Origin of the sequence: Pseudomonas carassii (genome assembly GCF_036324045.1) — a bacterium.
In the GTDB taxonomy this organism is placed as follows: domain Bacteria; phylum Pseudomonadota; class Gammaproteobacteria; order Pseudomonadales; family Pseudomonadaceae; genus Aquipseudomonas; species Aquipseudomonas peradeniyensis.
Genome location: NZ_JAZDCT010000001.1, coordinates 295,011 through 317,189, shown reverse-complemented (window position 1 = coordinate 317,189; position 22,179 = coordinate 295,011). Strand labels below are relative to the sequence as shown.

The 22,179-nt window shown below is 63.7% G+C and carries 24 protein-coding genes and 2 pseudogenes; 17 read left to right on the top strand and 9 right to left on the bottom strand.

The genetic code is table 11. From position 1 onward, the window contains the following. Nucleotide 1: 1 nt before the first annotated feature. The 3 genes from V0R62_RS01430 (at nt 2) to V0R62_RS01420 (ending at nt 2,171) form a co-directional block, all read left to right on the top strand. Nucleotides 2-316, top strand: a complete 315-nt coding sequence (locus V0R62_RS01430; protein WP_330102407.1) for a 3-phosphoglycerate kinase — start codon at nt 2-4, stop codon at nt 314-316. A 111-nt stretch (nt 317-427) separates the two neighbouring features. After that, the gene (locus tag V0R62_RS01425; RefSeq protein ID WP_062574818.1) at nt 428-1,027 is read left to right on the top strand and encodes an FMN-dependent NADH-azoreductase; all 600 of its coding nucleotides are present in this window, start codon (nt 428-430) and stop codon (nt 1,025-1,027) included. A 271-nt stretch (nt 1,028-1,298) separates the two neighbouring features. Then, the gene (locus V0R62_RS01420) at nt 1,299-2,171 is read left to right on the top strand and encodes a carboxylate/amino acid/amine transporter (RefSeq protein ID WP_330102406.1); all 873 of its coding nucleotides are present in this window, start codon (nt 1,299-1,301) and stop codon (nt 2,169-2,171) included. Between the two features lie 3 nt (nt 2,172-2,174). On the opposite strand, the gene V0R62_RS01415 is transcribed toward V0R62_RS01420, so the two are convergent. Next, complete coding sequence (locus tag V0R62_RS01415) at nt 2,175-3,377, bottom strand: MFS transporter (protein ID WP_330102405.1); 1,203 nt, start codon at nt 3,375-3,377, stop codon at nt 2,175-2,177. Nucleotides 3,378-3,543: 166 nt separating this feature from the next. Continuing rightward, nucleotides 3,544-4,845 (bottom strand): mechanosensitive ion channel family protein, encoded by a 1,302-nt coding sequence (locus V0R62_RS01410; protein ID WP_330102404.1) that lies wholly within the window; start codon nt 4,843-4,845, stop codon nt 3,544-3,546. A gap of 142 nt (nt 4,846-4,987) precedes the next feature. Here V0R62_RS01410 and V0R62_RS01405 point away from each other — a divergent pair, with 142 nt between their 5' ends. The 3 genes from V0R62_RS01405 (at nt 4,988) to V0R62_RS01395 (ending at nt 6,991) form a co-directional block, all read left to right on the top strand. Further along, on the top strand, nt 4,988-6,313 hold the full coding sequence (locus tag V0R62_RS01405) for a DEAD/DEAH box helicase (RefSeq protein WP_330102403.1): 1,326 nt from the start codon (nt 4,988-4,990) through the stop codon (nt 6,311-6,313). A 185-nt stretch (nt 6,314-6,498) separates the two neighbouring features. Next, on the top strand, nt 6,499-6,780 hold the full coding sequence (locus V0R62_RS01400) for a BrnT family toxin (protein WP_330102402.1): 282 nt from the start codon (nt 6,499-6,501) through the stop codon (nt 6,778-6,780). Next, nucleotides 6,755-6,991, top strand: coding sequence for a BrnA antitoxin family protein (locus V0R62_RS01395; protein WP_330102401.1), 237 nt, complete (start codon nt 6,755-6,757; stop codon nt 6,989-6,991). Before V0R62_RS01400 ends, V0R62_RS01395 begins: the two co-directional genes overlap by 26 nt. Nucleotides 6,992-7,002: 11 nt before the next feature. On the opposite strand, the gene V0R62_RS01390 is transcribed toward V0R62_RS01395, so the two are convergent. Together V0R62_RS01390 and V0R62_RS01385 are read right to left on the bottom strand one after the other, a co-directional pair. Beyond that, the gene (locus V0R62_RS01390; protein ID WP_330102400.1) at nt 7,003-7,269 is read right to left on the bottom strand and encodes a hypothetical protein; all 267 of its coding nucleotides are present in this window, start codon (nt 7,267-7,269) and stop codon (nt 7,003-7,005) included. Between the two features lie 83 nt (nt 7,270-7,352). Next, nucleotides 7,353-7,589, bottom strand: a complete 237-nt coding sequence (locus V0R62_RS01385) for a hypothetical protein (protein ID WP_330102399.1) — start codon at nt 7,587-7,589, stop codon at nt 7,353-7,355. Nucleotides 7,590-8,138: 549 nt separating this feature from the next. Here V0R62_RS01385 and V0R62_RS01380 point away from each other — a divergent pair. Then, nucleotides 8,139-9,065 (top strand): DMT family transporter, encoded by a 927-nt coding sequence (locus V0R62_RS01380; protein ID WP_330102398.1) that lies wholly within the window; start codon nt 8,139-8,141, stop codon nt 9,063-9,065. 73 nt (nt 9,066-9,138) lie between these two features. Here the strand turns inward: V0R62_RS01380 and V0R62_RS01375 are convergent, their stop codons facing one another. Together V0R62_RS01375 and V0R62_RS01370 are read right to left on the bottom strand one after the other, a co-directional pair. Next, entirely contained in the window at nt 9,139-9,444 is a 306-nt protein-coding gene (locus V0R62_RS01375; protein ID WP_330102397.1) for an addiction module antidote protein, read from the bottom strand. Next, entirely contained in the window at nt 9,437-9,739 is a 303-nt protein-coding gene (locus V0R62_RS01370; RefSeq protein WP_330102396.1) for a type II toxin-antitoxin system RelE/ParE family toxin, read from the bottom strand. Before V0R62_RS01370 ends, V0R62_RS01375 begins: the two co-directional genes overlap by 8 nt. A gap of 182 nt (nt 9,740-9,921) precedes the next feature. On the opposite strand from V0R62_RS01370, the pseudogene V0R62_RS01365 reads away from it, so the two are divergent. After that, nucleotides 9,922-10,059, top strand: a pseudogene (locus V0R62_RS01365) (LysR family transcriptional regulator); the annotation flags it as partial. A 124-nt stretch (nt 10,060-10,183) separates the two neighbouring features. Then, the gene (locus V0R62_RS01360; RefSeq protein WP_256206021.1) at nt 10,184-10,312 is read left to right on the top strand and encodes a PA1414 family protein; all 129 of its coding nucleotides are present in this window, start codon (nt 10,184-10,186) and stop codon (nt 10,310-10,312) included. A gap of 69 nt (nt 10,313-10,381) precedes the next feature. Here the strand turns inward: V0R62_RS01360 and V0R62_RS01355 are convergent, their stop codons facing one another. Both V0R62_RS01355 and speB read right to left on the bottom strand, forming a co-directional pair. Next, complete coding sequence (locus tag V0R62_RS01355; RefSeq protein WP_096049576.1) at nt 10,382-11,761, bottom strand: sodium:solute symporter; 1,380 nt, start codon at nt 11,759-11,761, stop codon at nt 10,382-10,384. 285 nt (nt 11,762-12,046) lie between these two features. Next, complete coding sequence (gene speB / locus V0R62_RS01350) at nt 12,047-12,997, bottom strand: agmatinase (protein WP_028691118.1); 951 nt, start codon at nt 12,995-12,997, stop codon at nt 12,047-12,049. A 226-nt stretch (nt 12,998-13,223) separates the two neighbouring features. Here speB and V0R62_RS01345 point away from each other — a divergent pair, with 226 nt between their 5' ends. The 8 genes and pseudogenes from V0R62_RS01345 (at nt 13,224) to V0R62_RS01315 (ending at nt 20,699) form a co-directional block, all read left to right on the top strand. Continuing rightward, nucleotides 13,224-14,117 (top strand): LysR family transcriptional regulator, encoded by an 894-nt coding sequence (locus tag V0R62_RS01345; RefSeq protein WP_028691117.1) that lies wholly within the window; start codon nt 13,224-13,226, stop codon nt 14,115-14,117. A 98-nt stretch (nt 14,118-14,215) separates the two neighbouring features. After that, nucleotides 14,216-14,560, top strand: a pseudogene (locus V0R62_RS26695) (PAS domain-containing protein); the annotation flags it as partial. 234 nt (nt 14,561-14,794) lie between these two features. After that, a complete protein-coding gene (locus V0R62_RS01340; protein WP_408005614.1) occupies nt 14,795-15,823 on the top strand; it encodes a methyl-accepting chemotaxis protein in 1,029 nt (342 codons plus the stop codon). 150 nt (nt 15,824-15,973) lie between these two features. After that, complete coding sequence (locus V0R62_RS01335; protein WP_330102394.1) at nt 15,974-16,573, top strand: tRNA-uridine aminocarboxypropyltransferase; 600 nt, start codon at nt 15,974-15,976, stop codon at nt 16,571-16,573. Nucleotides 16,574-16,777: 204 nt separating this feature from the next. After that, entirely contained in the window at nt 16,778-18,187 is a 1,410-nt protein-coding gene (locus V0R62_RS01330; RefSeq protein WP_330102393.1) for a circularly permuted type 2 ATP-grasp protein, read from the top strand. Between the two features lie 3 nt (nt 18,188-18,190). Continuing rightward, nucleotides 18,191-19,141, top strand: coding sequence for an alpha-E domain-containing protein (locus tag V0R62_RS01325; RefSeq protein ID WP_028691113.1), 951 nt, complete (start codon nt 18,191-18,193; stop codon nt 19,139-19,141). Then, nucleotides 19,138-19,935, top strand: coding sequence for a transglutaminase family protein (locus tag V0R62_RS01320; RefSeq protein ID WP_330102392.1), 798 nt, complete (start codon nt 19,138-19,140; stop codon nt 19,933-19,935). Before V0R62_RS01325 ends, V0R62_RS01320 begins: the two co-directional genes overlap by 4 nt. Nucleotides 19,936-19,967: 32 nt before the next feature. After that, entirely contained in the window at nt 19,968-20,699 is a 732-nt protein-coding gene (locus tag V0R62_RS01315; RefSeq protein WP_186732981.1) for a peptidase, read from the top strand. Nucleotides 20,700-20,793: 94 nt separating this feature from the next. Here V0R62_RS01315 and V0R62_RS01310 read toward each other — a convergent pair whose 3' ends face one another. Next, nucleotides 20,794-22,149, bottom strand: coding sequence for an HlyD family type I secretion periplasmic adaptor subunit (locus V0R62_RS01310; RefSeq protein WP_330102391.1), 1,356 nt, complete (start codon nt 22,147-22,149; stop codon nt 20,794-20,796). Nucleotides 22,150-22,179 lie beyond the last annotated feature (30 nt).

Here is a 22,179-nt window from a genome sequence, read left to right as displayed (position 1 = left end):
TATGAAGAAATGTTGTGCGGCTTTGCTGTTGTGCCTGCCCCTCGGGGCCATGGCTTACCCGATCGACGTGGAGAAGGACCTGACCGGGGTCAAGGTCGACTACACCGCCTACGACACGGCCTACGATATCGGCGCCATCACCCTCAACAACTATGGGCAGGTGCCGGCGGCGTGCAAGGTCACCTTCCGCAACGGCCCCGAGGCGCCACGTGTGCGCCGGGTCAACGTGCCCGCCGGCAGGAGCGTGGATGTCACCGCCAAGTTCAACCGGCAGATCATCAAGCTGCGCATCGTGCTCGACTGCAAAGCGGAATAAAACAGATAAATCGATAGGTTGATCCCACTTTTTACGCTTTTTTATCGATAGGTCAACCACTAATCTCACCTCCATCGAATCGCCACCCTTTACCGCCGATGGAGGCACCCCATGTCCCGCGTACTGATCATCGAAAGCAGCGCCCGCCAGCAGGATTCCGTTTCCCGTCAACTGACCCTGGACTTCATCCAGCAATGGCAAGCGGCGCATCCGGCCGACGAGATCAAGGTGCGCGACCTGGCCGTGAACCCCGTGCCGCACCTGGACGCCAACCTGCTCGGCGGCTGGATGAAGCCCGAGGAGCAGCGCAGCGCCGCCGAGCGTGAGGCGCTGGCGCGTTCCAACGCGCTGACCGATGAACTGCTGGCCGCCGACGTGCTGGTGATGGCCGCGCCGATGTACAACTTCACCATCCCCAGCACTTTGAAAGCCTGGCTGGACCACGTGCTGCGCGCCGGCATCACCTTCAAGTACACCCCGACCGGGCCGCAGGGCCTGCTCAACGGCAAGCGCGCCATCGTCCTGACCGCCCGCGGCGGCATCCATGCCGGTGCCAGCAGTGACCACCAGGAACCCTACCTGCGCCAGGTGATGGCCTTCATCGGCATCCACGATGTGGACTTCATCCATGCCGAAGGCCTGAACATGAGCGGCGAGTTCCACGAGAAGGGCCTGAACCAGGCCAAGGCGAGGCTGGCCGCGGTGGCCTGAGCCGCGACGAATTCCCAACCCTGACACCTTGTTGCTCCTTTGGGTGTGCCTGCCCGGCCAGTTCATGGCCGGGCTTTTTTATCTGCTTTACGCGCTCTCTGTAGGAGCGGCCTTGTGCCGCGAAAGGGCCGCGCAGCGGCCCCTGCAATTCCTGCGATGACACCAGATCCACGGCCCCCTGCGGCTCCCCCAAGCACCCCCACAATCCCCATGGTTGAACTGCCCAGGCCCAACCCGCTAAGGTCCCCGCCTTGATCCACGAGGGCCAACCATGGGCTACCTGATAATCGTCGCGCTGATCCAGGCGTACTCCTTCAACCTGATCGGCGAGTACCTGGCCGGCCATGTCGACAGCTACTTCGCCGTGCTGGTCCGGGTGCTGCTGGCCGGGCTGGTGTTCCTGCCGCTGACCCGCTGGCGCCAGGTCGAGCCGCGCTTCATGCGCTCGATGCTGCTGATTGGCGCGCTGCAGTACGGCATCACCTATGTCTGCCTGTACCTCAGCTTCCGCGTGCTGACAGTGCCGGAGGTGCTGCTGTTCACCATCCTCACCCCGCTGCATGTCACCTTGATCGAAGATGCCCTGAATCGGCGCTTCAACCCTTGGGCGCTGCTCGCCGCCCTGGTGGCCGTGGCCGGCGCGGCGGTGATCCGCTTCGACACGGTCACCGGTGAGTTCTTCATGGGCTTCCTGCTGCTGCAACTGGCCAACTTCACCTACGCCGCCGGCCAGGTGCTGTACCGCCACCTGGTGGCCCGCCACCCCAGCGACCTGCCGCACTACCGCCGGTTCGGCTATTTCTACCTGGGCGCGTTGCTGGTGGTGTTGCCGGCCTTCCTGCTGTTCGGCAATGCCCAGCACCTGCCGAGCACCGACACCCAGTGGTTGGTGCTGCTGTTCCTGGGCCTGTGCCCTACGGCGCTGGGGCTGTACTGGTGGAACAAGGGCGCCTGCCTGGTCTCTGGTGCCACCTTGGCGGTCATGAACAACCTGCATGTGCCAGTGGGCTTGTTGCTCAACCTGCTGATCTGGAACCAGGACGAACCGCTCGGGCGCCTGGCCATTGGCGGTTCGGTGATCCTGGCATCGGTATGGTTGAGCCGCTTGGGTGGCCAGCGCGCGAGGCTGCCGGGAGCAGCCTGAAGATCATTGCCGGCGCGGCAGGCCAGTGTGCACGACCAGGCACAATGGCAGGGTCAGCAGCAGCGCGCTCGCCAGCGCCATCAACCCCTGCTGCACCCCGGTGTGGTCGGATATCGCGCCGATCAGCACTGGCGCCAGCGCACCGCCGCCGACGGTGCCGGTGTAGAAGCAGGCGAACACCCGCTCGCGCTGCTCGCGACCGGCGAAGTCCGGCACCAGCCCGGTCAGCACCGACGAGGTGCCGTTGAGGGCCACGCCGATCAGAGGCATCACCAGCATCAACGGCAAGTAGGGCAGCAGCAGCGCCACCAGGATCAGTCCGGCGGTCAGCAGTTCGGTGCAGATCACGGTGCGTACCGGCCCCAGCCGGGCGCCCAGGTAGCCGCAGAACAACTTGCCGAAGGCGCCGCCGATGAACAGCAATGTCAGGGCCAGGCCGATCTGCGCGGTGGTCGCGCCCTTGCTCTGCAGCAGGAACGGCAGGAAGGTAAGAAAACCCATGCGCACGCCACTGTCGAGGGTGCCGGTGGCGATCAGCGCCGCCAGCCCCGGGCTTGAGCCAACCTGGTCGTGGGCTGTGGTCTTGCGCGCAGGTTGCCCTGCGGGTGGTGCCTGGCGCAACAGCCACCACAGCGCCGCTGCCGCCCCCAGGCCGAGCAGGCCAAGCGCGGTGGCGTTGGCCTGCCATGACACATACACCAGCACCAGGCCGACCAGGCCCGGGATCAGCGCCTTGCCGATATCCCCGGCGAAGTTGTACTGGGCCAGGGCCTGCTTCACCTTGCCACTGCCTTCGTAGGCATCGGCGACCAGCGCGCTGGCCAGCGGGTGCTGGGTGCTGGCGCCGAGGCCGGCGAGCATCAGGGCGATCAGCAGAAGGCTCAGGTCACTGGCCTGGGCCGCCAGCAGGTAGGCCAGCCCGGCCAGCGCCGTGCCCTGGACCAACAGGGCTTCGCGCCCCCAGCGCCGGGCGCCTTTGCTGGCCAGCAGCTGGAAGCCCGCCATCATGCCGGCGTAGGCGCCGCGCAGCAGTCCGACCTGAGCGTAGCTGAGGCCGAAGGCGACCTGCCAGAGGGGCAGCAACACGTAGATGACATCGGTCAGGCCGTCATGCACGCCATGGGCGAGGCTGGCGGCGGCGAGGGCCTTGCGCCGAGGCGATGGCGGGGCGTCGTGCAGTGAAACGCTGGAAATGTCCTGAGGCATGGCTCGCTCACGAAGGCTGTGGCAGGCGTCTGTCGAGCGTCAGGGAGGGGCGTGGCGAGTGGGCCGTCGATCTTCCGTGATGACGTCGTTCTGGATGGCCCTAGGGTAGTGCGCCTTGGGGGCGCAATGCAAAGGGGACGCTCGCTCCAGCGCCCCGATTGGACGGTCAGGCCTCGCTCAATGCGTCCAGGCTGCGTGGCTGGCTTTGAGGCAGCGGCCTGGCCGCCAACCCCACCCGCATGTCATTGCCACTCGGTTGCTGGTACAGGCTCAGCCCGAACTCCGGCAGCACCGCCAGCAGGTAGTCGAAGATATCGCCCTGGATGCGCTCGTATTCGGCCCATACCGTTGTGGTGGTGAAGCAGTAGATCTCCAGCGGCACGCCTTCGGCGGTGGTCTGCATCTGGCGGACCATGCAGGTCATGTTCGGGTGCACGTTGGGGTGGTTTTTCAGGTAGGCCAGGGCGAAGGCGCGGAAGGTGCCGATGTTGGTCAGCTGGCGGCGGTTGGCCGAAAGCTCCGCCACCGGGCCCAGGGCCTCGTTCCAGTGATGCAGTTCCTGGCGCTTCTGCGCCAGGTAGTCGCCCAGCAGGTGTACCTGGCCCAGGCGCTGTTCTTCGTCCGGGCTGAGGAAGCGCACGCCGGCGGCGTCGATGAACAGGCTGCGCTTGATCCGACGCCCGCCCGACTGCTGCATGCCGCGGTAGTTGCGGAACGACTCGCTCATCAGGCGCCAGGTGGGGATCGAGACGATGGTCTTGTCGAAATTTTGCACCTTGACCGTGTGCAGGGTGATGTCCACCACGTCGCCGTCGGCGCCGGCCTGGGGCATCTCGATCCAGTCGCCGACGTGCAGCATGTCGTTGCTGGTCAGCTGCACGCTGGCGACGAACGACAGCAGGGTGTCCTTGTACACCAACAGCAGCACCGCCGACATGGCGCCCAGACCCGACAGCAGCAACAGCGGCGAGCGGTCGATCAAGGTGGCGACGATGACAATGGCGGCGAAGATCCACAGCATCATCTTGGCCAGTTGCATGTAGCCCTTGATCGAGCGGGTACGGGCGTGCTCGGTGCGGGCGTAGATGTCCAGCAGCGCGTCGAGCAGGCAGGACAGGGCGCGGGTCATGAACAGCAGGGTCACCGCCAGGGCGACGTTGCCGAGGAAGTGCTGGGTGGTGGCCGACAGCTCCGGCACCAGCTTCAGGCCGAACTGCACCACCAGCGACGGGGTGGTCTGCGCCAGGCGGTGGAATACCTTGTTGTGGCGCAGGTCGTCCAGCCACCTGAGTGCCTGTTGGCGGCCTAGCAGGCGGGTGGAGTGCAGGATCAGGAAGCGTGCGAGGCGGCCGACCAGCAGCGAGACCAGCAGCAGCACGATCAGGCCGAGGGCGGCGTGCAGCAATGGATGTTGGTCGAGCGTGCCCCAGAGGTCGAGGGCGTCGCGCCAGAAGCGTTGGATGTCCATGGGCGTGGAAGCGGTCTGTGTTGCGGTATGAGGGGGTATTAGAGCGTGGATCGGCGCAAAGTTGCCAAAAGAATTTCGGTTCTGGCCACGGAAAACGTTACCCTATGCAACTGAATTTTTCGCACTTGCCCGAGGTTACCCCGTGTTTTCCCAATTCGCCCTGCACGAACGCCTGCTCAAAGCCGTGGCCGAGCTGAAATTTGTCGAGCCGACGCCGGTGCAGGCAGCGGCCATTCCCCTGGCCCTGCAAGGGCGTGACCTGCGGGTGACGGCGCAGACTGGCAGCGGCAAGACCGCCGCCTTCGTGCTGCCGCTGCTCAACCGCCTGGTTGACCGTAGCGGCCCGAGCGTGGAGATTCGTGCGCTGATCCTGCTGCCGACCCGCGAGCTGGCCCAGCAGACGCTCAAGCAGGTGAAACTGTTCTCCCAGTTCACCTACATCAAGTCGGGGCTGGTCACCGGCGGTGAAGACTTCAAGGAACAGGCCGCCATGCTGCGCAAGGTGCCGGACGTGCTGATCGGCACCCCTGGCCGTCTGCTCGAGCAGCTCAATGCCGGCAACCTGGACCTGTCGCACGTTGAGGTGCTGATCCTCGACGAAGCCGACCGCATGCTCGACATGGGCTTCGCCGAAGACATGGAGCGACTGTGCAAGGAGTGCGAGAACCGCAAGCAGACCCTGCTGTTCTCGGCCACCACGGGTGGTGCGGCCCTGCGCGATATCATCGCTAAAGTGCTCAAGGACCCTGAGCACCTGATGCTCAACAGTGTCTCGCAACTGGCCGAAGGCACCCGTCAGCAGATCATCACCGCTGACCACGACCAGCACAAAGAACAGATCGTGCAGTGGCTGCTGGCCAACGAGACCTACCAGAAGGCAATCATCTTCACCAACACCCGTGCCCTGGCCGACCGTATCTACGGCCACCTGGTGGCCAAGGAGGTCAAGGCCTTCGTCCTGCACGGCGAGAAGGACCAGAAGGACCGCAAGCTGGCCATCGACCGCTTCAAGGATGGCGGTTCCAAGGTCCTGGTGGCTACCGATGTCGCGGCCCGTGGCCTGGACATCGACGGCCTGGACCTGGTGATCAACTTCGACATGCCACGCAGCGGTGACGAATACGTGCACCGTATCGGCCGCACCGGCCGTGCCGGTGGCGAAGGCCTGGCGATCTCGCTGATCACCCACAATGACTGGAACCTGATGTCGAGCATCGAACGCTACCTCAAGCAGCAGTTCGAGCGCCGCGTCATCAAGGAGGTCAAGGGTACCTACAGCGGGCCGAAGAAGGTCAAGGCCTCGGGCAAGGCAGCCGGCAGCAAGAAGAAAAAGGTCGAGAAGAAGGCCGGTGCCGACAAGAAGGGCGCGGCCAAGAAAAAGCCTTCCGCCAAGCCGAAGGCCAATGCGCCTCTGGCCAGCTCCGACGGCCTGGCACCGTTGAAAAAGCGCAAGCCGGCGGCTGAGTAAGCCCCTCCGGCCATGAGCCCGCCACTGCAACGGTGGCGGGTTGCTTCACCTCTTTCCCCAAGGCGCGTAGCCCCTTTCCCAAACCGTATTCCAGCCCGGGCATTTTGTCGCCCGACCGCCACACTCCTCTGGCATCTGCAGTCAAGGAGGAGTAGCGTATGTACAGCTGTAAATACGATTGTCCCGTGCGATTTGAATGGGACGAGGAAAAGAACCTGCTCAACATCCGCAAACACGGTATCGACTTCAACGACGTGCCCGAGATGTTCCGCCAGCCGATGCTGGCGTTGCGGGATGAGCGATTCGAGTACTCGGAGGCACGCTGGATCGGCATGGGCTGGATCAATGCCTGGGTCAGCGTGGTCGCCTACACCGAACGGCAGGGTGATGTGATCCGCATCATTTCCGCCAGAAGAGCCACTCGACGTGAGGAAACGCGCTATGTCGAAACCGTCCAGAAGCTGTGAGCAAGACCAAGCCCCGGTCGATACCTCGGACATCCCCGAACTCGACGATGACTTCTTCCGCCACGCCGAGCTGCGGGTGCCGGCCAAGCAGACGGTGACCATCCGCCTGGATGCCGACGTACTGGCCTGGTTCAAGGAACAGGGTGCCGGCTACCAGACCCGCATCAACCAGTTGCTTCGCCAGTACATGCAGGCCCAGCAGCGGCGCTGATTCAGGCGCGGTCAGGTTTTCCTTTGCGCTTCTTTAAGTTCCTGGATGCGCTTGTCGATCAACTGGCATTTGTCCGGCAGGTCCTTGCTCGCCGTACCGAGCTCCATGTGCTGGAGCTCGTCGTTGATCTCCTTGGCCTTGCGCGGGTTCTGCTCGGTCAGTTGGCTGACCAGTCCGGCCAGTTCTTCTCTTTTCTGCGTGGCCTCTTCCGGTGTGCAGGCCCAGGCGGGCGTGGATATCAGAACCGCGAGCACTGTGGCTCTTTTCAATACCTTCATCGTCTCGTCCTCGGTGAAACATACAATTTGGGAGGGACGAGACGTATTGAAAGTTCAGTTGAGGTATGTTGCTAGCCAAGTGATCAAGCAGGAGTCACGGCCGCCAGCGAGTTGAACCAGGTCCTGTTGTTTTTCAGGGCGTTATCGAGCTCGACCCACGTGATGTTGTCACTGGTGTGCCCTTTCTTCACCTTTTGATTGATGATTCCCTTGAGCTTCAAGACGTTGTCTTCGCTTTTCGAAAACTGGTTGCGGTAGAGCCAGTTTTTCAATTCATGGTCTTGAGAAAGGTTGACGAATTCGTTATCCGATTTGCTCATCTTCGATACGTTCCTTTGTCGGTAGGTGGCAGGCGGCAGGCAATTGTTGCTGGCTACTTGGATGGTTTGTGGACGGGAAGAGTGGGATGTTTTGGTTTGGTTTCAGGATTTACGTGCCTCCTTCTATCGTCCTGGCCGTCTTCCCGTTTCGGTTTCGGGCCCGGTTTGATGTCAGTAAACATTAATGATGTCCTCCTGATGATGTCATTTTGAAATTGCTGTACTTCGGTGTAGTCCACGTTGGCGTTTTGCGCTATCGCTTTACGACCAAGGTCGTAAGGACGCCAGGGAGGGCTTCATTTCTGCCGAACACTTGTCACCCGTCGTAGGGCCAACGGTATTTGCGATACGGTAGGCCAAGCTCTGCATCAGTCCCTAAGGCTTGGCCTGAGAGCGGTTTCAACCCGGACTTCCGACAGTTGAACGGTCAGGGCGCAGTTGTGGGTGGAATAATTTAGGCTGGCATCGTCAGCGCCCGTCACCCGATAATCGGGATCCATTCTCACTGCCGAGCCTTGCCATGTCGTTCAACCTGCAGAGGGGCCGCCCATGACCGCGGTCCGCAAGAACCCCGACGCCTTCGCTTTCCAGGTCATGCTGGGGCTGTGCCTGATCTGGGGCTGCCAGCAGGTGCTGATCAAATCCGCCGCCGTGGACATTGCACCGGTCATGCAGGCAGCGTTTCGCAATGGCATCGCCGCGCTGCTGGTGGGGCTGCTGGTCTGCTTCCGCGGGGGCTGGAGCCAGGTGGGCAGTACCTGGCGTGCCGGGTTGTTGGCCGGCGCGCTGTTTGGCCTGGAGTTCCTGTTCATTGCCGAGGGGCTAAAGTTGACTTCGGCGGCGCATATGTCGGTGTTCCTCTACACCGCGCCGATCTTCACCGCCCTGGGGCTGCATTTCATGATGCCCAGCGAACGGCTGCGGCTGTTGCAGTGGTTGGGCATCCTGCTGGCCTTCGGGGGGATTGCCCTGGCCTTCGCCGGCGGGGTTTCCCTCGAACACCTCGATGGACGCATGTTGCTGGGTGATGCCCTGGCGATCCTGGCGGGCCTGGCCTGGGGCGCGACCACGGTGGTGGTGCGCGGCTCGCGTCTGTCCGAGGCGCCGGCGACCCTGACCCTGTTCTACCAGCTGGCAGTGGGGTTTGTCGGGCTGGTGCTGATCGCCCTGGTGAGCGGGCAGATCGCCGATTTCTCGCTGACCCCGCTGGCGGTGGGCAGCGTGCTGTTTCAGGGGATCGTGGTGTCGTTCGTCAGCTACCTGACCTGGTTCTGGTTGCTGCGCAAATACCTGGCCTCGAACCTGGCGGTGTTTTCCTTCATCACGCCGCTGTTCGGGGTGACCTTCGGCGTGCTGCTGCTGGATGAGCCGCTGAGCCTGAACTTCGTGATCGGCGCGGTAATGGTGCTGCTCGGGGTGGTCATGGTCAGCGCCGAGGCGTGGGTGCGGCAGCAGTTGCGCAGGGTGGTGGGATGACAGGGTAGAAGCAAGTGCCGGCCCTTGAGTGGCATTAGCCGCCAAGGGGCCGGCAAGGTATTTCGTTTGTCGGTTAACTCACGCCTTGCTGGACCAGGTGAGGTCTGGCAGTCATGTCTATTCCCAGTGCTTTCATCACGGTCAGGAACGACTTGAGCGTTGGATTGCCGTGCTCACTGAACGAGCGGTAAAGCTGTTCGCGAGACAGGCCAGTTTCCTTTGCCAGTTCACTCATGCCCCTGGCGCGAGCCACCACGCCCACAGCTTTTGCCACGTAGGCTGCATCCCCTGTCTCCAATGCATCGGTCATGAACTGCGCGATGGTTTCCGGGGAAGTCAGATAGGCGGCGGCGTCGAATTCATGGAACGATTCAGTCATTTTGTATCCTCCACGACTGCAGGATCTGCCGGGCGGCCTTGATGTCCCGCTGCTGGCTGCCTTTGTCGCCGCCGCAAAGCAGGATGATCAAGGTATCGCCATATTGGTGAAAGTACACCCGATAGCCTGGGCCGTAATGGACTCTCAGCTCACTCATGCCATGGCCGACCGGTGAAACGTCACCCGCTAGCCCTTCCTTGAGTCGGTTGATACGAGCGACGATTCTGGCCCTTGCCGTGGTATCCCTAAGCCCGATCAGCCAACGCCTGAAACTGCTGGATTCGATGGTTTTCATCGGGTCAATGTAGTTTATAAAATACAATGGCAAAGGCCGCAAATGGTTTCTACCTTTTGCAGCCAGGGTTTTCCCTGTCAGGCCATTCGGGTTCCCGGTGGGCAGCCCTGCAAACTGCGGTTTCCTGTGATGGCCAGCATGCCCGCCACGGTCAATCCTGCAGCCGCCAGCATCAATGCAGGCTGCAGGCGCCGTTCGACCAGGCGATGACCTGGCTGATGTGGCGCCAGGGGAAGCGCGGGGCGAATCTGCAGGCCTGGATCGATTTGCAACAAAGCGAAACGATTGACCGACCGTCGGAAGCTGCCGTCTGCGCTTGATCCGGGTCAAAATCGCCCATATGTGTAGGAACAGAGGCATGCGCAATACAGGACATAGGTCTATGATCTGTATGACGCATTGCAAGTTTGATTGACCGTGAGGCTGACCCGTCAAGGGGGCACTATGAACGAACGTATGTACAACTGGCTCCATGACCTCGCCGTCGCCTTGGGCCTGCTCCCGCCACCGTTGCAGCCGGTGCCGATCCCGACCGACGAAGAACAGCGCAAGCGCCAGCCGCGTCGGCGCTGACCACTGACAAAAAGGCCGCCGCATCTTATCGATGCGGCGGCCTTTTGCGTTGTTGCCCCGTGTCTGGCCTCAGGCCAGGTTCACCGTCGCCACCGGCTTGCGCGAAGCCAGGCTGACCACCACGAAGCTCACCAGGCCGATCGCCAGGCTGTAGTAGATCGGCGAGTTGGCCTCCAGGCCGTCCTTGAACATGAACAGCAGCGCGGTACCGAAGCCCAGCGTCATGCTGGCGATGGCCCCGGCGGTGGTCGCGCGCTTCCAGAAGATCGCGCCGATCAGCGGGATCAGCATGCCGCCTACCAGCAGGTTGTAGGCCAGGGTCAGCGCGCTGATCACATCGTTCACCGCCAGGGCGATACCCAGCACCACCAGGCCGGTGAGCAGGGTGAACAGGCGGTTGATGCCCAGGCTCGACTGCTTGCCGCCGCGCAGCTTGGGCAGCAGGTCTTCAGTCAGGGTGGTCGAGGCGGCCAGCAGGCCCGCGCTGGCAGTGGACATCATCGCGGCCAGGGCGGCGGCCATCAGCAGGCCACGGATGCCCTCGGGAAGTTGGCCCTTGATCATCTCGGCGAAGGCGTTGTTCGGGTTGGCCAGGTCCGGCATCAGCACATGGGCGGCCATGCCGATCAGGGCGCAGGCCAGGCCGTACAGCACGCAGTAGATACCGGCGGTGGTGCCGGCGCGCTGGCAGACCTTCTCGTCACGGGCAGTGAACACCCGCTGCCAGATATCCTGGCCGATCAGGATGCCGAAGAAGTAGATCAGGAAGTAGGTGATGATGGTGTCCCAGCCGATGGTGGTCCAGCTGAAGCTGGCCGCCGGCAGCTTGGCCACCAGGGCGTCCCAGCCACCGGCCTTGTACAGGCACACCGGCAGCAGGATGAACATCAGGCCCACGGTCTTGATGACGAACTGGACGATGTCGGTCAGGGTCAGCGACCACATGCCGCCGATGGTCGAGTACACCACGACTACGCCACCGCCGAACAGCAGCGCCATCCAGAACGGCACGTCGAGCAGCACCTGCAGCACGGTGCCCATGGCCAGGGTCGAGGTCACCGCGATCATCAGCGCGTAGGCGAGCATGATCGCCGCGCTGGCCTGGCGGGCCATCGGGTTGTAGCGACGCTCCAGCACCTGGGTGACGGTGAAGATCTTCAGGCGCAGCAGCGGCTTGGCCAGGAACAGGTTGAGGGCGATGATCCCCAGGCCCAGGGCGGCGCACAGCCAGAAGCCGGAAATGCCGTGGACGTAGCCCAGGCGCACGGTGCCGACCGTGGAGGCGCCGCCGAGCACGGTGGTGGCCATGGTGCCCATGTACAGGGTCGGGCCGAGGTTGCGCCCGGCCACCAGGTAGTCTTCGTGGGTCTTCGCGCGCCGCATGCCATACCAGCCGAGGCCGAGCATGCCGGCGGCATAGATCAGTACAACGATGATGTCCAAGGCCATTGGGGGTCTCCCGATTATCTTTATTATGGCGAGATCGGCCGTCCGGACGCTGCAAGGCGCCCGGCGGTCCTGTCATGTGTTGACGGGCCTCTATGGCCCTCCCGAATGGCTCCTGCCGGGGTCAAGCAATCGCTTGCAGCGCAACGCTCTGTGTGTAGGAGCGGCCTTGTGCCGCGAAAGGGGTGCGCAGCGCCCCCGGGTTTCGGCGTTTTCACATAAATAGCCGGGGCTGCTTCGCAGCCCTTTCGCGGCCCAAGGCCGCTCCTACAAAGGGCGGTGCTTCGGCTAGCGGCGTACCACGCCCGGCAGCACGCAGAGCATTTCGAACAGCAGGTTGGCGCCCAGCAGCGAGGTGTTGCCGGTGGTGTCGTAGGGTGGGGAGACTTCGACCAGATCGCAGCCGATCAGGTCCAGGCCGTGGCAGCCGCGGATGATCTCCATCGCCTGGATGGTGGTCAAGCCGCCAATCTCCGGGGTGCCGGTGCCGGGCGCCCAGGCCGGGTCGATGCCGTCGATGTCGAACGACAGGTACACCGGGCCGCCACCGACTTTCTCGCGCACTTCGGCCATCAATGGCTCCAGCGACTTGTGCCAGCATTCTTCGGCCTGGACCACACGGAAGCCCTGGCGACGGCTCCAGTTGAAGTCGTCGGCGGTGTAGCCCTGGGCGCGCAGGCCGATCTGCACCACGCGCTCGCAATCGAGCAGGCCTTCTTCCACGGCGCGGCGGAAGGTGGTGCCGTGGGCGATCTTCTCGCCGAACATGTGATCGTTGACGTCGGCGTGGGCGTCGATGTGCACCAGGCCGATCTTGCCGTGCTTCTTGTGCAGGGCACGCAGGATCGGCAGGGTGATGGTGTGGTCGCCGCCCAGGGTCAGCGGGATGACATTGTGCTCGACGATCTCGTCGTAGGCCTCTTCGATGATGCGCACGGCGTCCAGCAGGTTGAAGGTGTTGATCGCCACGTCACCGATGTCGGCCACCGACAGCGAGTCGAACGGGGCGGCGCCGGTGGCCATGTTGTACGGGCGGATCATCACCGATTCGGCGCGGATCTGCCGCGGGCCGAAGCGGGTGCCCGAGCGCAGCGAGGTGCCGATGTCCAGGGGCACGCCGATGAACGCGGCGTCGAGCCCTTCGGCGCTTTGCAGGTGGGGGAGACGGAGCATGGTGGCGATGCCGCCGAAACGCGGCATTTCGTTGCCGCCCAGTGGTTGGTGGAGAATCTTGTCCACGGTGGGCCTCATCAGTCGGTCGATTGTTCTGTTTGTTCGAACCTGTGCCGCCGCGCGCCTCGTTAGTCTGGTTATGCCGGCGGGCAGGGACATTTCGCCGCAGTCTGCGCAAGGTAGTGCCCGGGAAGAATCGCTACCGACAAAAACTTACTTCAGGAATTTCTGAACTATCGGCGTGCGGTCGGGTTAGACTCAGGCCACTTCCAGCCCACGGACCCGTTGCCCCATGGCCTCATCGCTGCCCGACCTGAAACTGCTGCGGATCTTCGCCAGCGTGGTGCGTCACCAGGGCTTCGCCAATGCCCAGCGCGACCTCAACCTGTCGACCTCGGCCATCAGCACCTACATGAGCCAGTTGGAAAGCGCCCTGGGGATCGTGCTCTGCCACCGTGGCCGTGGCGGTTTCAGCCTGACCAGCAAGGGCGAGCTGTTCCACCAGGAGACCTTGCGCCTGCTGGGGGAACTGGACGGTTTCGAGCAGTATGCGGCGGCGCTCAAGGGCGAGTTGCGCGGCACCCTCAACCTGGGGGTGATCGACTCCACCGTGGGCGACCGCGCCCTGCCGCTGGCCGAGGCCATCGGCGCCTACAGCCAGGAACACCCGGCGGTGCACCTGCACCTGTCGGTGTCCAGCCCGTACGAACTGCAACTGGGGGTGCAGGACAACCGACTGGACCTGGCCATTGGGGCGTTCTCATCGCGCATGAGCGGCCTGGTCTACCAGCCGTTGTACCGCGAGCAGCACTGGCTGTATTGCAGCAGCCGCCACGCGCTGTTCGGCGAGCGACGGATCCCGGAGCCGGTGATCACCCAGCAGCGCATGGTCGGGCGTGGCTACTGGAGCCAGGCGGAGCTGGCCCGGCACGGTTTCAAGCACAGCGCCGCCACCGTGGAGAGCATGGAAGCGCAGCTGATTCTGATTCTCTCCGGCGCCTACATCGGCTACCTGCCCGAGCACTATGCCCAGGCCTGGGTCGACAAGGGCGATCTGCGTGTGCTGTCGCCGGCGACCTTCGGCTACCAGGCGCCGTTTTCCCTGATCATCCGCCGTGGTCGTAGCCGGGAACCCTTGATCCAGACGTTCCGTGATCTGCTCAAGAGTCAGCTCAACGTGGGTTGATCCAGGTCGTTTTCAGCACATTCCGTCAGGTCGGGCTAATTTCCTACAAAACTTGACCGCTGACGTGATGGCCTTCTGCTAAATATCTACTTGCTTTGATGATTTTCCCACTCATCTGGATAAGCAAGGGATCGCCAACGATGCGCATGAATTTGCCCGTCACCGAGCACGAAAGAACCTTTCCCCAAGACCAGCGGCTGATCTCCACCACCGACCTGAACAGTCGCATCACCTATTGCAACGACGCATTCGTGGCCATCAGCGGTTTCACCTACGACGAACTGGTCGGCCAGCCGCACAACCTGGTGCGTCATCCCGACATGCCGCCGGCGGTCTTCGGGCATATGTGGGACACCATCAAGCAAGGCAAGCCCTGGATGGGCGTGGTCAAGAACCGCGCCAAGAACGGCGACTTCTACTGGGTCAGCGCCTACGTCACGGCGGTGTACGAGAACGGCCGCATCAGCGGCTACGAGTCGGTGCGCTCGGTGCCGACCCGGGAGCAGATCCGCCGGGCCGAGAACTTGTACGCCCGCCTGCGGGCAGGGCGCTCGCCGGTGCCGCTGGCGGCGCGCCTGGGGCATGGGATCGGCCATGGCTGGCCGCTGATCGGCGCGGGCCTGCTGTCGGCCGCCGCCTACCTGTGGCTGCCCCCCTACGCGGCACTGGGTGTGCTGATGGCCAGCCTGCTGGCGGCCTGGTACGTGGTCGAGCACCGGCAGAATCAGTCGATCCGGCGCACCCTGCAGGAGCACCCCAAGGCCTTCACCAGCCCGCTGGTGGCGCTGACCTACAGCGACAACCCAGGGCTGCAGGGCCAGCTCGATCTGGCGATCATCAGCGAGGAGGCGCGCCTGCAGACCGCACTGACCCGCCTGGTGGACGCCGGTGTCGGGGTCAAGTCACGGGCTGCGCAGTCCGCCGACCTGTCCGATGCCCAGGCGCAGATGCTTGATCGCCAGCGCAGCGAGACCGACCAGTCGGCCACCGCCATCGCGCAGATGGCGGCGACCATCCAGCAGGTCACCCACAACGTGCAGAGCACCGCCCACGCCGCCAGCGACGCCGACCAGCTGGCCCAGCAGGGCAGCGACCTGGCGCAGCAGAGCCTGCGCGCCATGGGCAGCATGAGCGAGGCGGTGAGCGACATCGGCCAGGCGGTCAACGCCCTGGCCGAGCAGACCCAGTCGATCGGCAGCGTGGTGGATGTGATCACCTCTATCGCCGAGCAGACCAACCTGCTGGCGCTCAATGCCGCCATCGAGGCGGCGCGGGCCGGCGAGCAGGGCCGGGGCTTCGCCGTGGTGGCGGACGAGGTGCGTTCGCTGGCGCAGCGGACCCGCGCCTCGACCGATGAGATCCACCACATCATCTCCACCCTGCGCTCCGGTGCCGACCGCGCGGTGGCCAGCGCCAGCCGCGGCCAGCAGATCTCCAGCGACAGCGTGCACAGCGTCGAGGCGGTGCAGGCGGCGTTGTCGGGCATCGCCCAGGCGGTCAGCCGCATCACCGGCATGAGCCAGCAGATGGCCACGGCGTCCGAGCAGCAGAGCCATGTCGCCGAGGACATCAACCAGCAGATCGTGCGCATCGCCCATCTGTGCGACGAAAGCGCGGGGCAGGCCAGGCAGGGGGCCGAGATCAGCCAGGACCTTGAGCGCATGGCGGAGTACCTGCACAGCCTGGCGGAGCGGTTCAACCGCTGAAGTTGGACTGTGTGAGCGGAGCGTGGGAGCGGGCTTGCCCCGCGATTGCAGTGCTGGCTTTGTCGCGGGGCAAGCCCGTTCCCACGAACGCCTCGCAGCACCCCGGGGATGGCAACCCTGTGGCAAACTACCCGCCCTAAGGAGCCCCCCATGCCCAGACCCCGCTGCGAGCGTTGCCAGCGCCCGCTCGCCCATTGCCTTTGCCCACTGATCCCGCACCTGGACAGCCGCACCCGCGTGGTCGTGCTGCAGCACCCCAGTGAAACCGCCCACGCCCTGAACACCGCCCGCCTGGCTGCCCTTGGGCTGGTCAACGCCGAGCTGCGCATCGGCGAGGTGTTCGACGACCTGGACGCGCTGCTGGCCACGCCGGGCTATCGGCCCGCGCTGCTGTTCCCCGGCGACGAGGCCGAGGTCCTGCAAGGCTATGGGCAAGACGCCGGCCTACCGTTGATGCTGATCGTGCCGGATGGTACATGGCGCAAGGCGCGCAAGATGCTGTACCTGAACCCGCTGCTCGAGGCGCTGCCGCGGGTGACCCTGGGTAACGTCCCACCCTCACGCTACCGGCTGCGCAAGGCACCGGAGCCGGGGGCCTTGTCGACCCTGGAGGCAGTGGTGCAGGCGTTGAATGTGTTGGAGGCGCCGAGCGGTTTCGCTGCTTTGTTGAGGCCTTTCGAAGCGCTGATCGAGGGGCAGATCAGCGCGATGGGGCAGGAGACGTTCGAACGTAATCATGGCGAAAAGTGACCACTACGCCGATCACCAGCACCCTGTTTTGGTTCACTGGCAGGGGCGCGTTCGCCAGTGAAGCCCTGATCTGGGGCATGGCCGCCGCCTGCTGTGACCCGTGCACACCTCGTCCCGCCTGAGGTGCCGTGTTTCCGGCACTGCTATTGCTAGGTCAACCATGCATCGATAACGGACAAGCATTGCGTGGTGAGGAACTGACTTATGCCTCGGGCCTTTTTCAATGAGATGTACGATGCGGCGGGTGATTGCCGGCCTCATTATCAGGCGTTCGCGCGCTGGCTGGCCGACACGCCGTTGGAGCTGCTCGAACAGCGGCGTCGCGAGGCGGACCTGCTGTTTCACCGGGCAGGTATCACGTTCACCTTGTACGGCGATGAGCAGGGTACCGAGCGGCTGATCCCCTTCGATATCATTCCGCGCAGCATCAAGGCCAGCGAGTGGCAGGTCGTGGAGCGTGGCTGCATCCAGCGGGTGCAGGCGCTGAACCTGTTCCTCGAGGACATCTACCACGACCAGCGGATCCTCAAGCAAGGCATCATTCCACCGGAGCAGGTACTGGCCAACGATGGTTACCAGGTGGCCATGCAGGGGCTGGACCTGCACCGAGGTATCTATGCGCACATCGCCGGTGTCGATCTGGTGCGCGATGGCGACGGCAGCTACTACGTCCTGGAAGACAACCTGCGCACGCCGAGCGGCGTGAGCTACATGCTCGAAGATCGCAAGATGATGATGCGGCTGTTCCCGGAGCTGTTCGCCGCCCAGCGGGTGGCGCCCATCGACCACTATCCGAATCTGTTGCTGGACACCCTCAAGCGCTCAAGCCCGCTGGACAACCCCACGACCGTGGTATTGACTCCGGGCCGCTTCAACAGTGCCTATTTCGAGCATGCCTTCCTGGCGCGAGAAATGGGTGTGGAACTGGTGGAGGGCGCTGACCTTTTCGTGCGTGACAACCGGGTGTTCATGCGTACCACGTCAGGCCCGCGGGCGGTCGATGTGATCTACCGCCGGCTGGACGATGCCTTCCTCGATCCGCTGACGTTCAATCCGGACTCGCTGCTGGGCGTGCCTGGACTGATCACGGCCTACCGGGCCGGCAACGTTGTGCTGGCCAACGCCGTGGGCACCGGAGTGGCTGACGACAAGTCGATCTACCCGTATGTCGACGACATGATCCGCTTCTACCTGAGCGAAGAGCCGATTCTCAAGAATGTGCCCACCTGGCAATGTCGCAATCCTGCTGAGTTGTCCCATGTGCTGGCCAATCTGGCGGACCTGGTGGTCAAGGAAACCCAGGGGTCCGGTGGCTACGGCATGTTGGTCGGGCCGGCCGCCAGCGCGGCGGAAATCGAAGCGTTCCGAGCCCGTATCAAGGCGCGACCCCATGCGTACATCGCACAGCCCACGCTGTGCCTATCCACTTGCCCGACCTTTGTCGAAAGTGGCATATCGCCGAGGCATATCGACCTGCGCCCGTTTGTGCTGTCAGGCAAGGAAACCCGCCTGGTGCCAGGTGGCCTGACCCGCGTGGCGCTGCGTGAAGGCTCGCTGGTGGTCAATTCTTCCCAGGGCGGCGGCACCAAGGACACCTGGGTGGTGGAGGACTGAATCATGCTTTCAAGAACGGCTGCCGACCTGTATTGGATGTCCCGTTACCTTGAGCGCGCGGAGAACCTCGCACGCATGCTCGAAGTCAGCTATTCGCTTTCGCTGATGCCGCAGGCGGGGCGTAGCGATGGCCGCGCCGAGCTGGCGATGTCGCTGCTGGCGGCCGGGACGCTGGACGATTATCACCGCCGCCATGGTGAACTCAACGTCGAGTACATGCTGCACTTTTTCGCTCTGGACGAACGCAACCCCGGCAGCATCTATTGTTGCCTGCGCGCGGCTCGCAGCAATGCGCATGCCGTGCGCGGACGGATCACCGCTGACATGTGGGAGAACATCAACGCTACCTGGCTCGAGATGCGCAACATCGCCGACAAAGGCCTGGCACGCTACGGCATCAACTCATTCTGCGAATGGGTCAAGGAGCGTTCGCATCTGTTCCGCGGAGCCACCGCCGGCACCATTATGCGCAATGACGCCTATGGCTTCATCCGGCTGGGCACCTTCCTCGAACGGGCCGACAACACGCTGCGCCTGTTGGATGCGCGCTACGAAATGTTTGGTGAGGAGTCCGAGGAGGTCAGTGACAATTCGGCCCGCGGCTATTACCAATGGAGTGCCTTGCTGCGGGCACTGTCCTCCTTCGAGGCGTTCAATGAAATCTACCGCACGGCTCCCGGTGCCGAGCAGGTGTCGGAGATGTTGTTGCTACGCGCGGACGTACCGCGTTCGCTGCATGCCTGTGTCGAGGAGCTGGCACAGTTGCTGGCCGGCCTGCCGGGCGACAACGGGCGTCCGGCGCAACGCCTCGCGGCAGAGCTGAGTGCGCGGTTGCGCTTTACCGGTATCGAGGAAATTCTCGCGTCCGGATTGCATCAGTGGCTGAACCATCACATTGGCCAGATCAATCATCTGGGGCAGAGCGTTCACGATTCCTATCTGGAGGTAGTATGAGACTGTCCATTCGTCACGACACCACCTATCACTATTCCGACGATGTCTGCATGAGCATTCAGCTGCTGCGACTGACGCCCCAGAGCAGCGAACGCCAGCGCGTCCTGCAATGGCAGCTGGAATTGCCGCGCCCGGTAGGCAGCCAACTTGATCCTTATGGCAACGTCCTGCACGTGCTGACGCTCGACGAACCCCATGGTGCGTTGATGCTGAGCGCCCACGGCGAGGTGGAGATCGACCAGACCCTGGAGGTGGAGCACGACACACGATCGGCCTTGCCCTTCCTGCGCTCGAGCAAGCTCAGCAGCCCCGACGAGGCGTTGCGCGATTTCGCCGTGCGCCACTGTGGCGATCGTCGTGATCGGACGGCGCTGATCGAGTTGATGAACGGATTGGCCGATCACATGGCCTACAGCCCTGGTTCGACGGCGGTCGATACCGTGGCCGCCGAGGCGTTCGCCAACCGCGCCGGAGTCTGCCAGGACCATACCCACGCTTTTCTCGCCTGTGCCCGCAGCCTGGGCGTGCCGGCGCGCTATGTGTCAGGCTACCTGTGCACCGAGGACGAGAACCATCTGGCCAGTCACGCCTGGGCCGAGGCCTGGCTCGACGATGGCTGGTACAGCTTCGATGTGACCAACCGTCTGGCTCGGCCCGAGCGCCACCTGAAACTGGCGGTGGGGCATGATTATCTGGACGCTTGCCCGGTACGCGGCATGCGCCGTGGCGGAGGGACCGAGTCGATGCAGGCACAGGTTCTGGTCAGCTCCAAGCCACAGCCTCAACAGCAATAGCGACACTTCCTACCTCTGCATGAGTTAGCACCATGACGTACTGCGTTGCGATGCACCTGGCCGATGGGCTGGTGTTCATTTCGGATTCACGGACCAATGCGGGGATCGACCAGATATCGACGTTTCGCAAGCTGTTCGTTTTCAACCGGTCGGGCGAGCGTGTGATTGTGCTGCAGACCGCCGGCAACCTGGCCACGTCGCAATCAGTGGTGAGCCTGCTCCGTCAGCGCTGCAACCAGGACGGCGCGCACCTGTTGAACGTGCCGACGCTGTATGACGCCACGGCGCTGGTGGCCGAGACCATCCGCGAGGTGATCGCCCGCGACTGCACCAAACTGTCAGGCAAGGTCGACCTGGGCTGTTCGTTCCTGGTGGGCGGGCAGATCGCCGAGCAGCCCATGGGGGTGTACAACATCTATCCCCAGGGTAATTTCATCCAGGCCACGGAAGATACGCCGTTCATGCAACTGGGCGAGAGCAAGTACGGCAGGCCGATCCTTGATCGCAACCTGCTGTATCACACACCACTGGGTGAGGGGTTGCGCTGTGGCCTGATCTCGTTCGATTCGACCATGCGCAGCAACCTGTCGGTGGGCATGCCACTGGATGTGCTGGTGTATCGCAAGGACAGCCTGGCTGCCAGCAACTGTCACCGGATCGGCACCCACGATCCCTATTTTCTGCGGATCCAGGCGCAGTGGGCCGATGGTCTGCGGGATCTGCTCGCCGCGTTGCCGGAGCCACCGGAGGTTTATATCCGCTGAGGGCGTTTGTCGGGGATAGGGGCGCACCACCGATCCCGCTGTGCTGATATCCCTGTCTGAGCGGGCTTGCCCGTGAAGGCGCCTCGACCGGCATTCACCGCTCTCGCAACGCTTCGGTCCTGGCCTTGAGGACGGGTTTGAGCAGATAGTCCAGCACGCTCTTCTGCCCGGTGATGATATCCACCGTGGCCACCATCCCCGGAATGATCAGCAGCGGCTTGTTGTCCCCGCCCAGGTGGTTCTTGTCCGTGCGCACCTGGATCAGGTAGAACGCATTGCCCTTGTCGTCGGTGACGGTATCCGCGCCGATCAGCTCCAGCTTGGCCTTGAGCCCGCCGTAGATGGTGTAGTCGTAGGCGCTGAACTTGACCATCGCGGTCTGCCCCGGGTGCAGGAATGCCACGTCCTGGGGCCTTACCTTGGCCTCGATCAGCAGGTTGTCCTCGATCGGCACGATCTCCACCAGGTCGCTGCCGGGCTGGACCACGCCGCCGATGGTGTTGACCTTGAGCAGCTTGACGATGCCGCGCACCGGCGACACCACGGTGGTGCGGTTGACCCGGTCGTCGATGGCGATGCTGGTGGCGGTAATCTTCGACAGCTCCGTGCGCTTGTCGTTGAGCTCCTTGGCGGCGTCGGAGCGGAAGCTGGCGTCGGATTCCTGGATCTTGCTGCGGATTTCAGCGATCGCCGCCTCGGCGCGGGGGATCGCCAGGTTGGTGGCATTGAGCTGGCCGCGCGCCTCCACGCTGCGCTGCTTAAGGCGCAGGATCTCCACCGGGGAGATGGCGCCCTTGCCCACCAGCGGCGAGGACATGTCCAGTTCCTGCTGCAAAAGGCCCACGGCCGAACGGTACTGGTCGGCCTTGGAGCGGAATTCGGCCAGTTCCTGGGTCTTCTGCCGCAGTTGTTCGTTGAGGGTCTGCTTCTCGCTGGCCAGGCGCCGCTGGCGCGACTGGTACAAGGCGACTTCGTCTTCAGCCACCTGCGGTGCCTTGCCTCGTACCTCGTCGGACGGCACGAAGGGGCGGCCGTCGGACTCGGCCGACAGGCGCTCGACCTGGGCGGTCAGTGCGTAGCGGTCGGCTTCGCTCTCGCCCTTGTTCGACTTGAAACGGGTGTCGTCCAGGCGCAGCAGGGTCGCGCCCTTGTCGACCATCTGCCCTTCGCGCACGAAGATCTCGGTGACGATGCCGCCCTCGAGGTTCTGCACCACCTGCACCTTGCTCGACGGAATGGCCTTGCCCTCGCCGACGGTGACCTCGTCGAGCACCGCGAAGTTGGCCCAGACCAGGGCCACCAGCAGCAGGATCGCCGCCAGCCACACGGTCAGGCGCGACAGGCTGGGCGATTCCTGCAAGGTGGCGCCGGCCAGTTCCGGCATGTAGTCGCGTTCGGCGCGCTTGTCGGCGCCCTGGAGGTAGCTGCGCACGCTGTGGCTGAGGGGCATGTTCTACCTCCGGTGCAGACCGAGGCCGTT

Excerpts from the sequence above, each read along its gene's own strand:
- V0R62_RS01375 (WP_330102397.1), bottom strand. The coding sequence starts at position 9,444 with ATGACTGAATCGTTCCATGAATTCGACGCCGCCGCCTATCTGACTTCC.
- V0R62_RS01420 (WP_330102406.1), top strand. The coding sequence starts at position 1,299 with ATGGGCTACCTGATAATCGTCGCGCTGATCCAGGCGTACTCCTTCAAC.
- V0R62_RS01330 (WP_330102393.1), top strand. The coding sequence starts at position 16,778 with ATGCCTCGGGCCTTTTTCAATGAGATGTACGATGCGGCGGGTGATTGC.
- V0R62_RS01360 (WP_256206021.1), top strand. The coding sequence starts at position 10,184 with ATGAACGAACGTATGTACAACTGGCTCCATGACCTCGCCGTCGCCTTG.
- V0R62_RS01315 (WP_186732981.1), top strand. The coding sequence starts at position 19,968 with ATGACGTACTGCGTTGCGATGCACCTGGCCGATGGGCTGGTGTTCATT.
- V0R62_RS01380 (WP_330102398.1), top strand. The coding sequence starts at position 8,139 with ATGACCGCGGTCCGCAAGAACCCCGACGCCTTCGCTTTCCAGGTCATG.
- V0R62_RS01335 (WP_330102394.1), top strand. The coding sequence starts at position 15,974 with ATGCCCAGACCCCGCTGCGAGCGTTGCCAGCGCCCGCTCGCCCATTGC.
- V0R62_RS01430 (WP_330102407.1), top strand. The coding sequence starts at position 2 with ATGAAGAAATGTTGTGCGGCTTTGCTGTTGTGCCTGCCCCTCGGGGCC.
- V0R62_RS01385 (WP_330102399.1), bottom strand. The coding sequence starts at position 7,589 with ATGAGCAAATCGGATAACGAATTCGTCAACCTTTCTCAAGACCATGAA.
- V0R62_RS01340 (WP_408005614.1), top strand. The coding sequence starts at position 14,795 with ATGGCCAGCCTGCTGGCGGCCTGGTACGTGGTCGAGCACCGGCAGAAT.
- V0R62_RS01395 (WP_330102401.1), top strand. The coding sequence starts at position 6,755 with ATGTCGAAACCGTCCAGAAGCTGTGAGCAAGACCAAGCCCCGGTCGAT.
- V0R62_RS01390 (WP_330102400.1), bottom strand. The coding sequence starts at position 7,269 with ATGAAGGTATTGAAAAGAGCCACAGTGCTCGCGGTTCTGATATCCACG.
- V0R62_RS01415 (WP_330102405.1), bottom strand. The coding sequence starts at position 3,377 with ATGCCTCAGGACATTTCCAGCGTTTCACTGCACGACGCCCCGCCATCG.
- V0R62_RS01325 (WP_028691113.1), top strand. The coding sequence starts at position 18,191 with ATGCTTTCAAGAACGGCTGCCGACCTGTATTGGATGTCCCGTTACCTT.
- V0R62_RS01370 (WP_330102396.1), bottom strand. The coding sequence starts at position 9,739 with ATGAAAACCATCGAATCCAGCAGTTTCAGGCGTTGGCTGATCGGGCTT.
- V0R62_RS01345 (WP_028691117.1), top strand. The coding sequence starts at position 13,224 with ATGGCCTCATCGCTGCCCGACCTGAAACTGCTGCGGATCTTCGCCAGC.
- V0R62_RS01355 (WP_096049576.1), bottom strand. The coding sequence starts at position 11,761 with ATGGCCTTGGACATCATCGTTGTACTGATCTATGCCGCCGGCATGCTC.
- V0R62_RS01310 (WP_330102391.1), bottom strand. The coding sequence starts at position 22,149 with ATGCCCCTCAGCCACAGCGTGCGCAGCTACCTCCAGGGCGCCGACAAG.
- V0R62_RS01410 (WP_330102404.1), bottom strand. The coding sequence starts at position 4,845 with ATGGACATCCAACGCTTCTGGCGCGACGCCCTCGACCTCTGGGGCACG.
- V0R62_RS01425 (WP_062574818.1), top strand. The coding sequence starts at position 428 with ATGTCCCGCGTACTGATCATCGAAAGCAGCGCCCGCCAGCAGGATTCC.
- V0R62_RS01320 (WP_330102392.1), top strand. The coding sequence starts at position 19,138 with ATGAGACTGTCCATTCGTCACGACACCACCTATCACTATTCCGACGAT.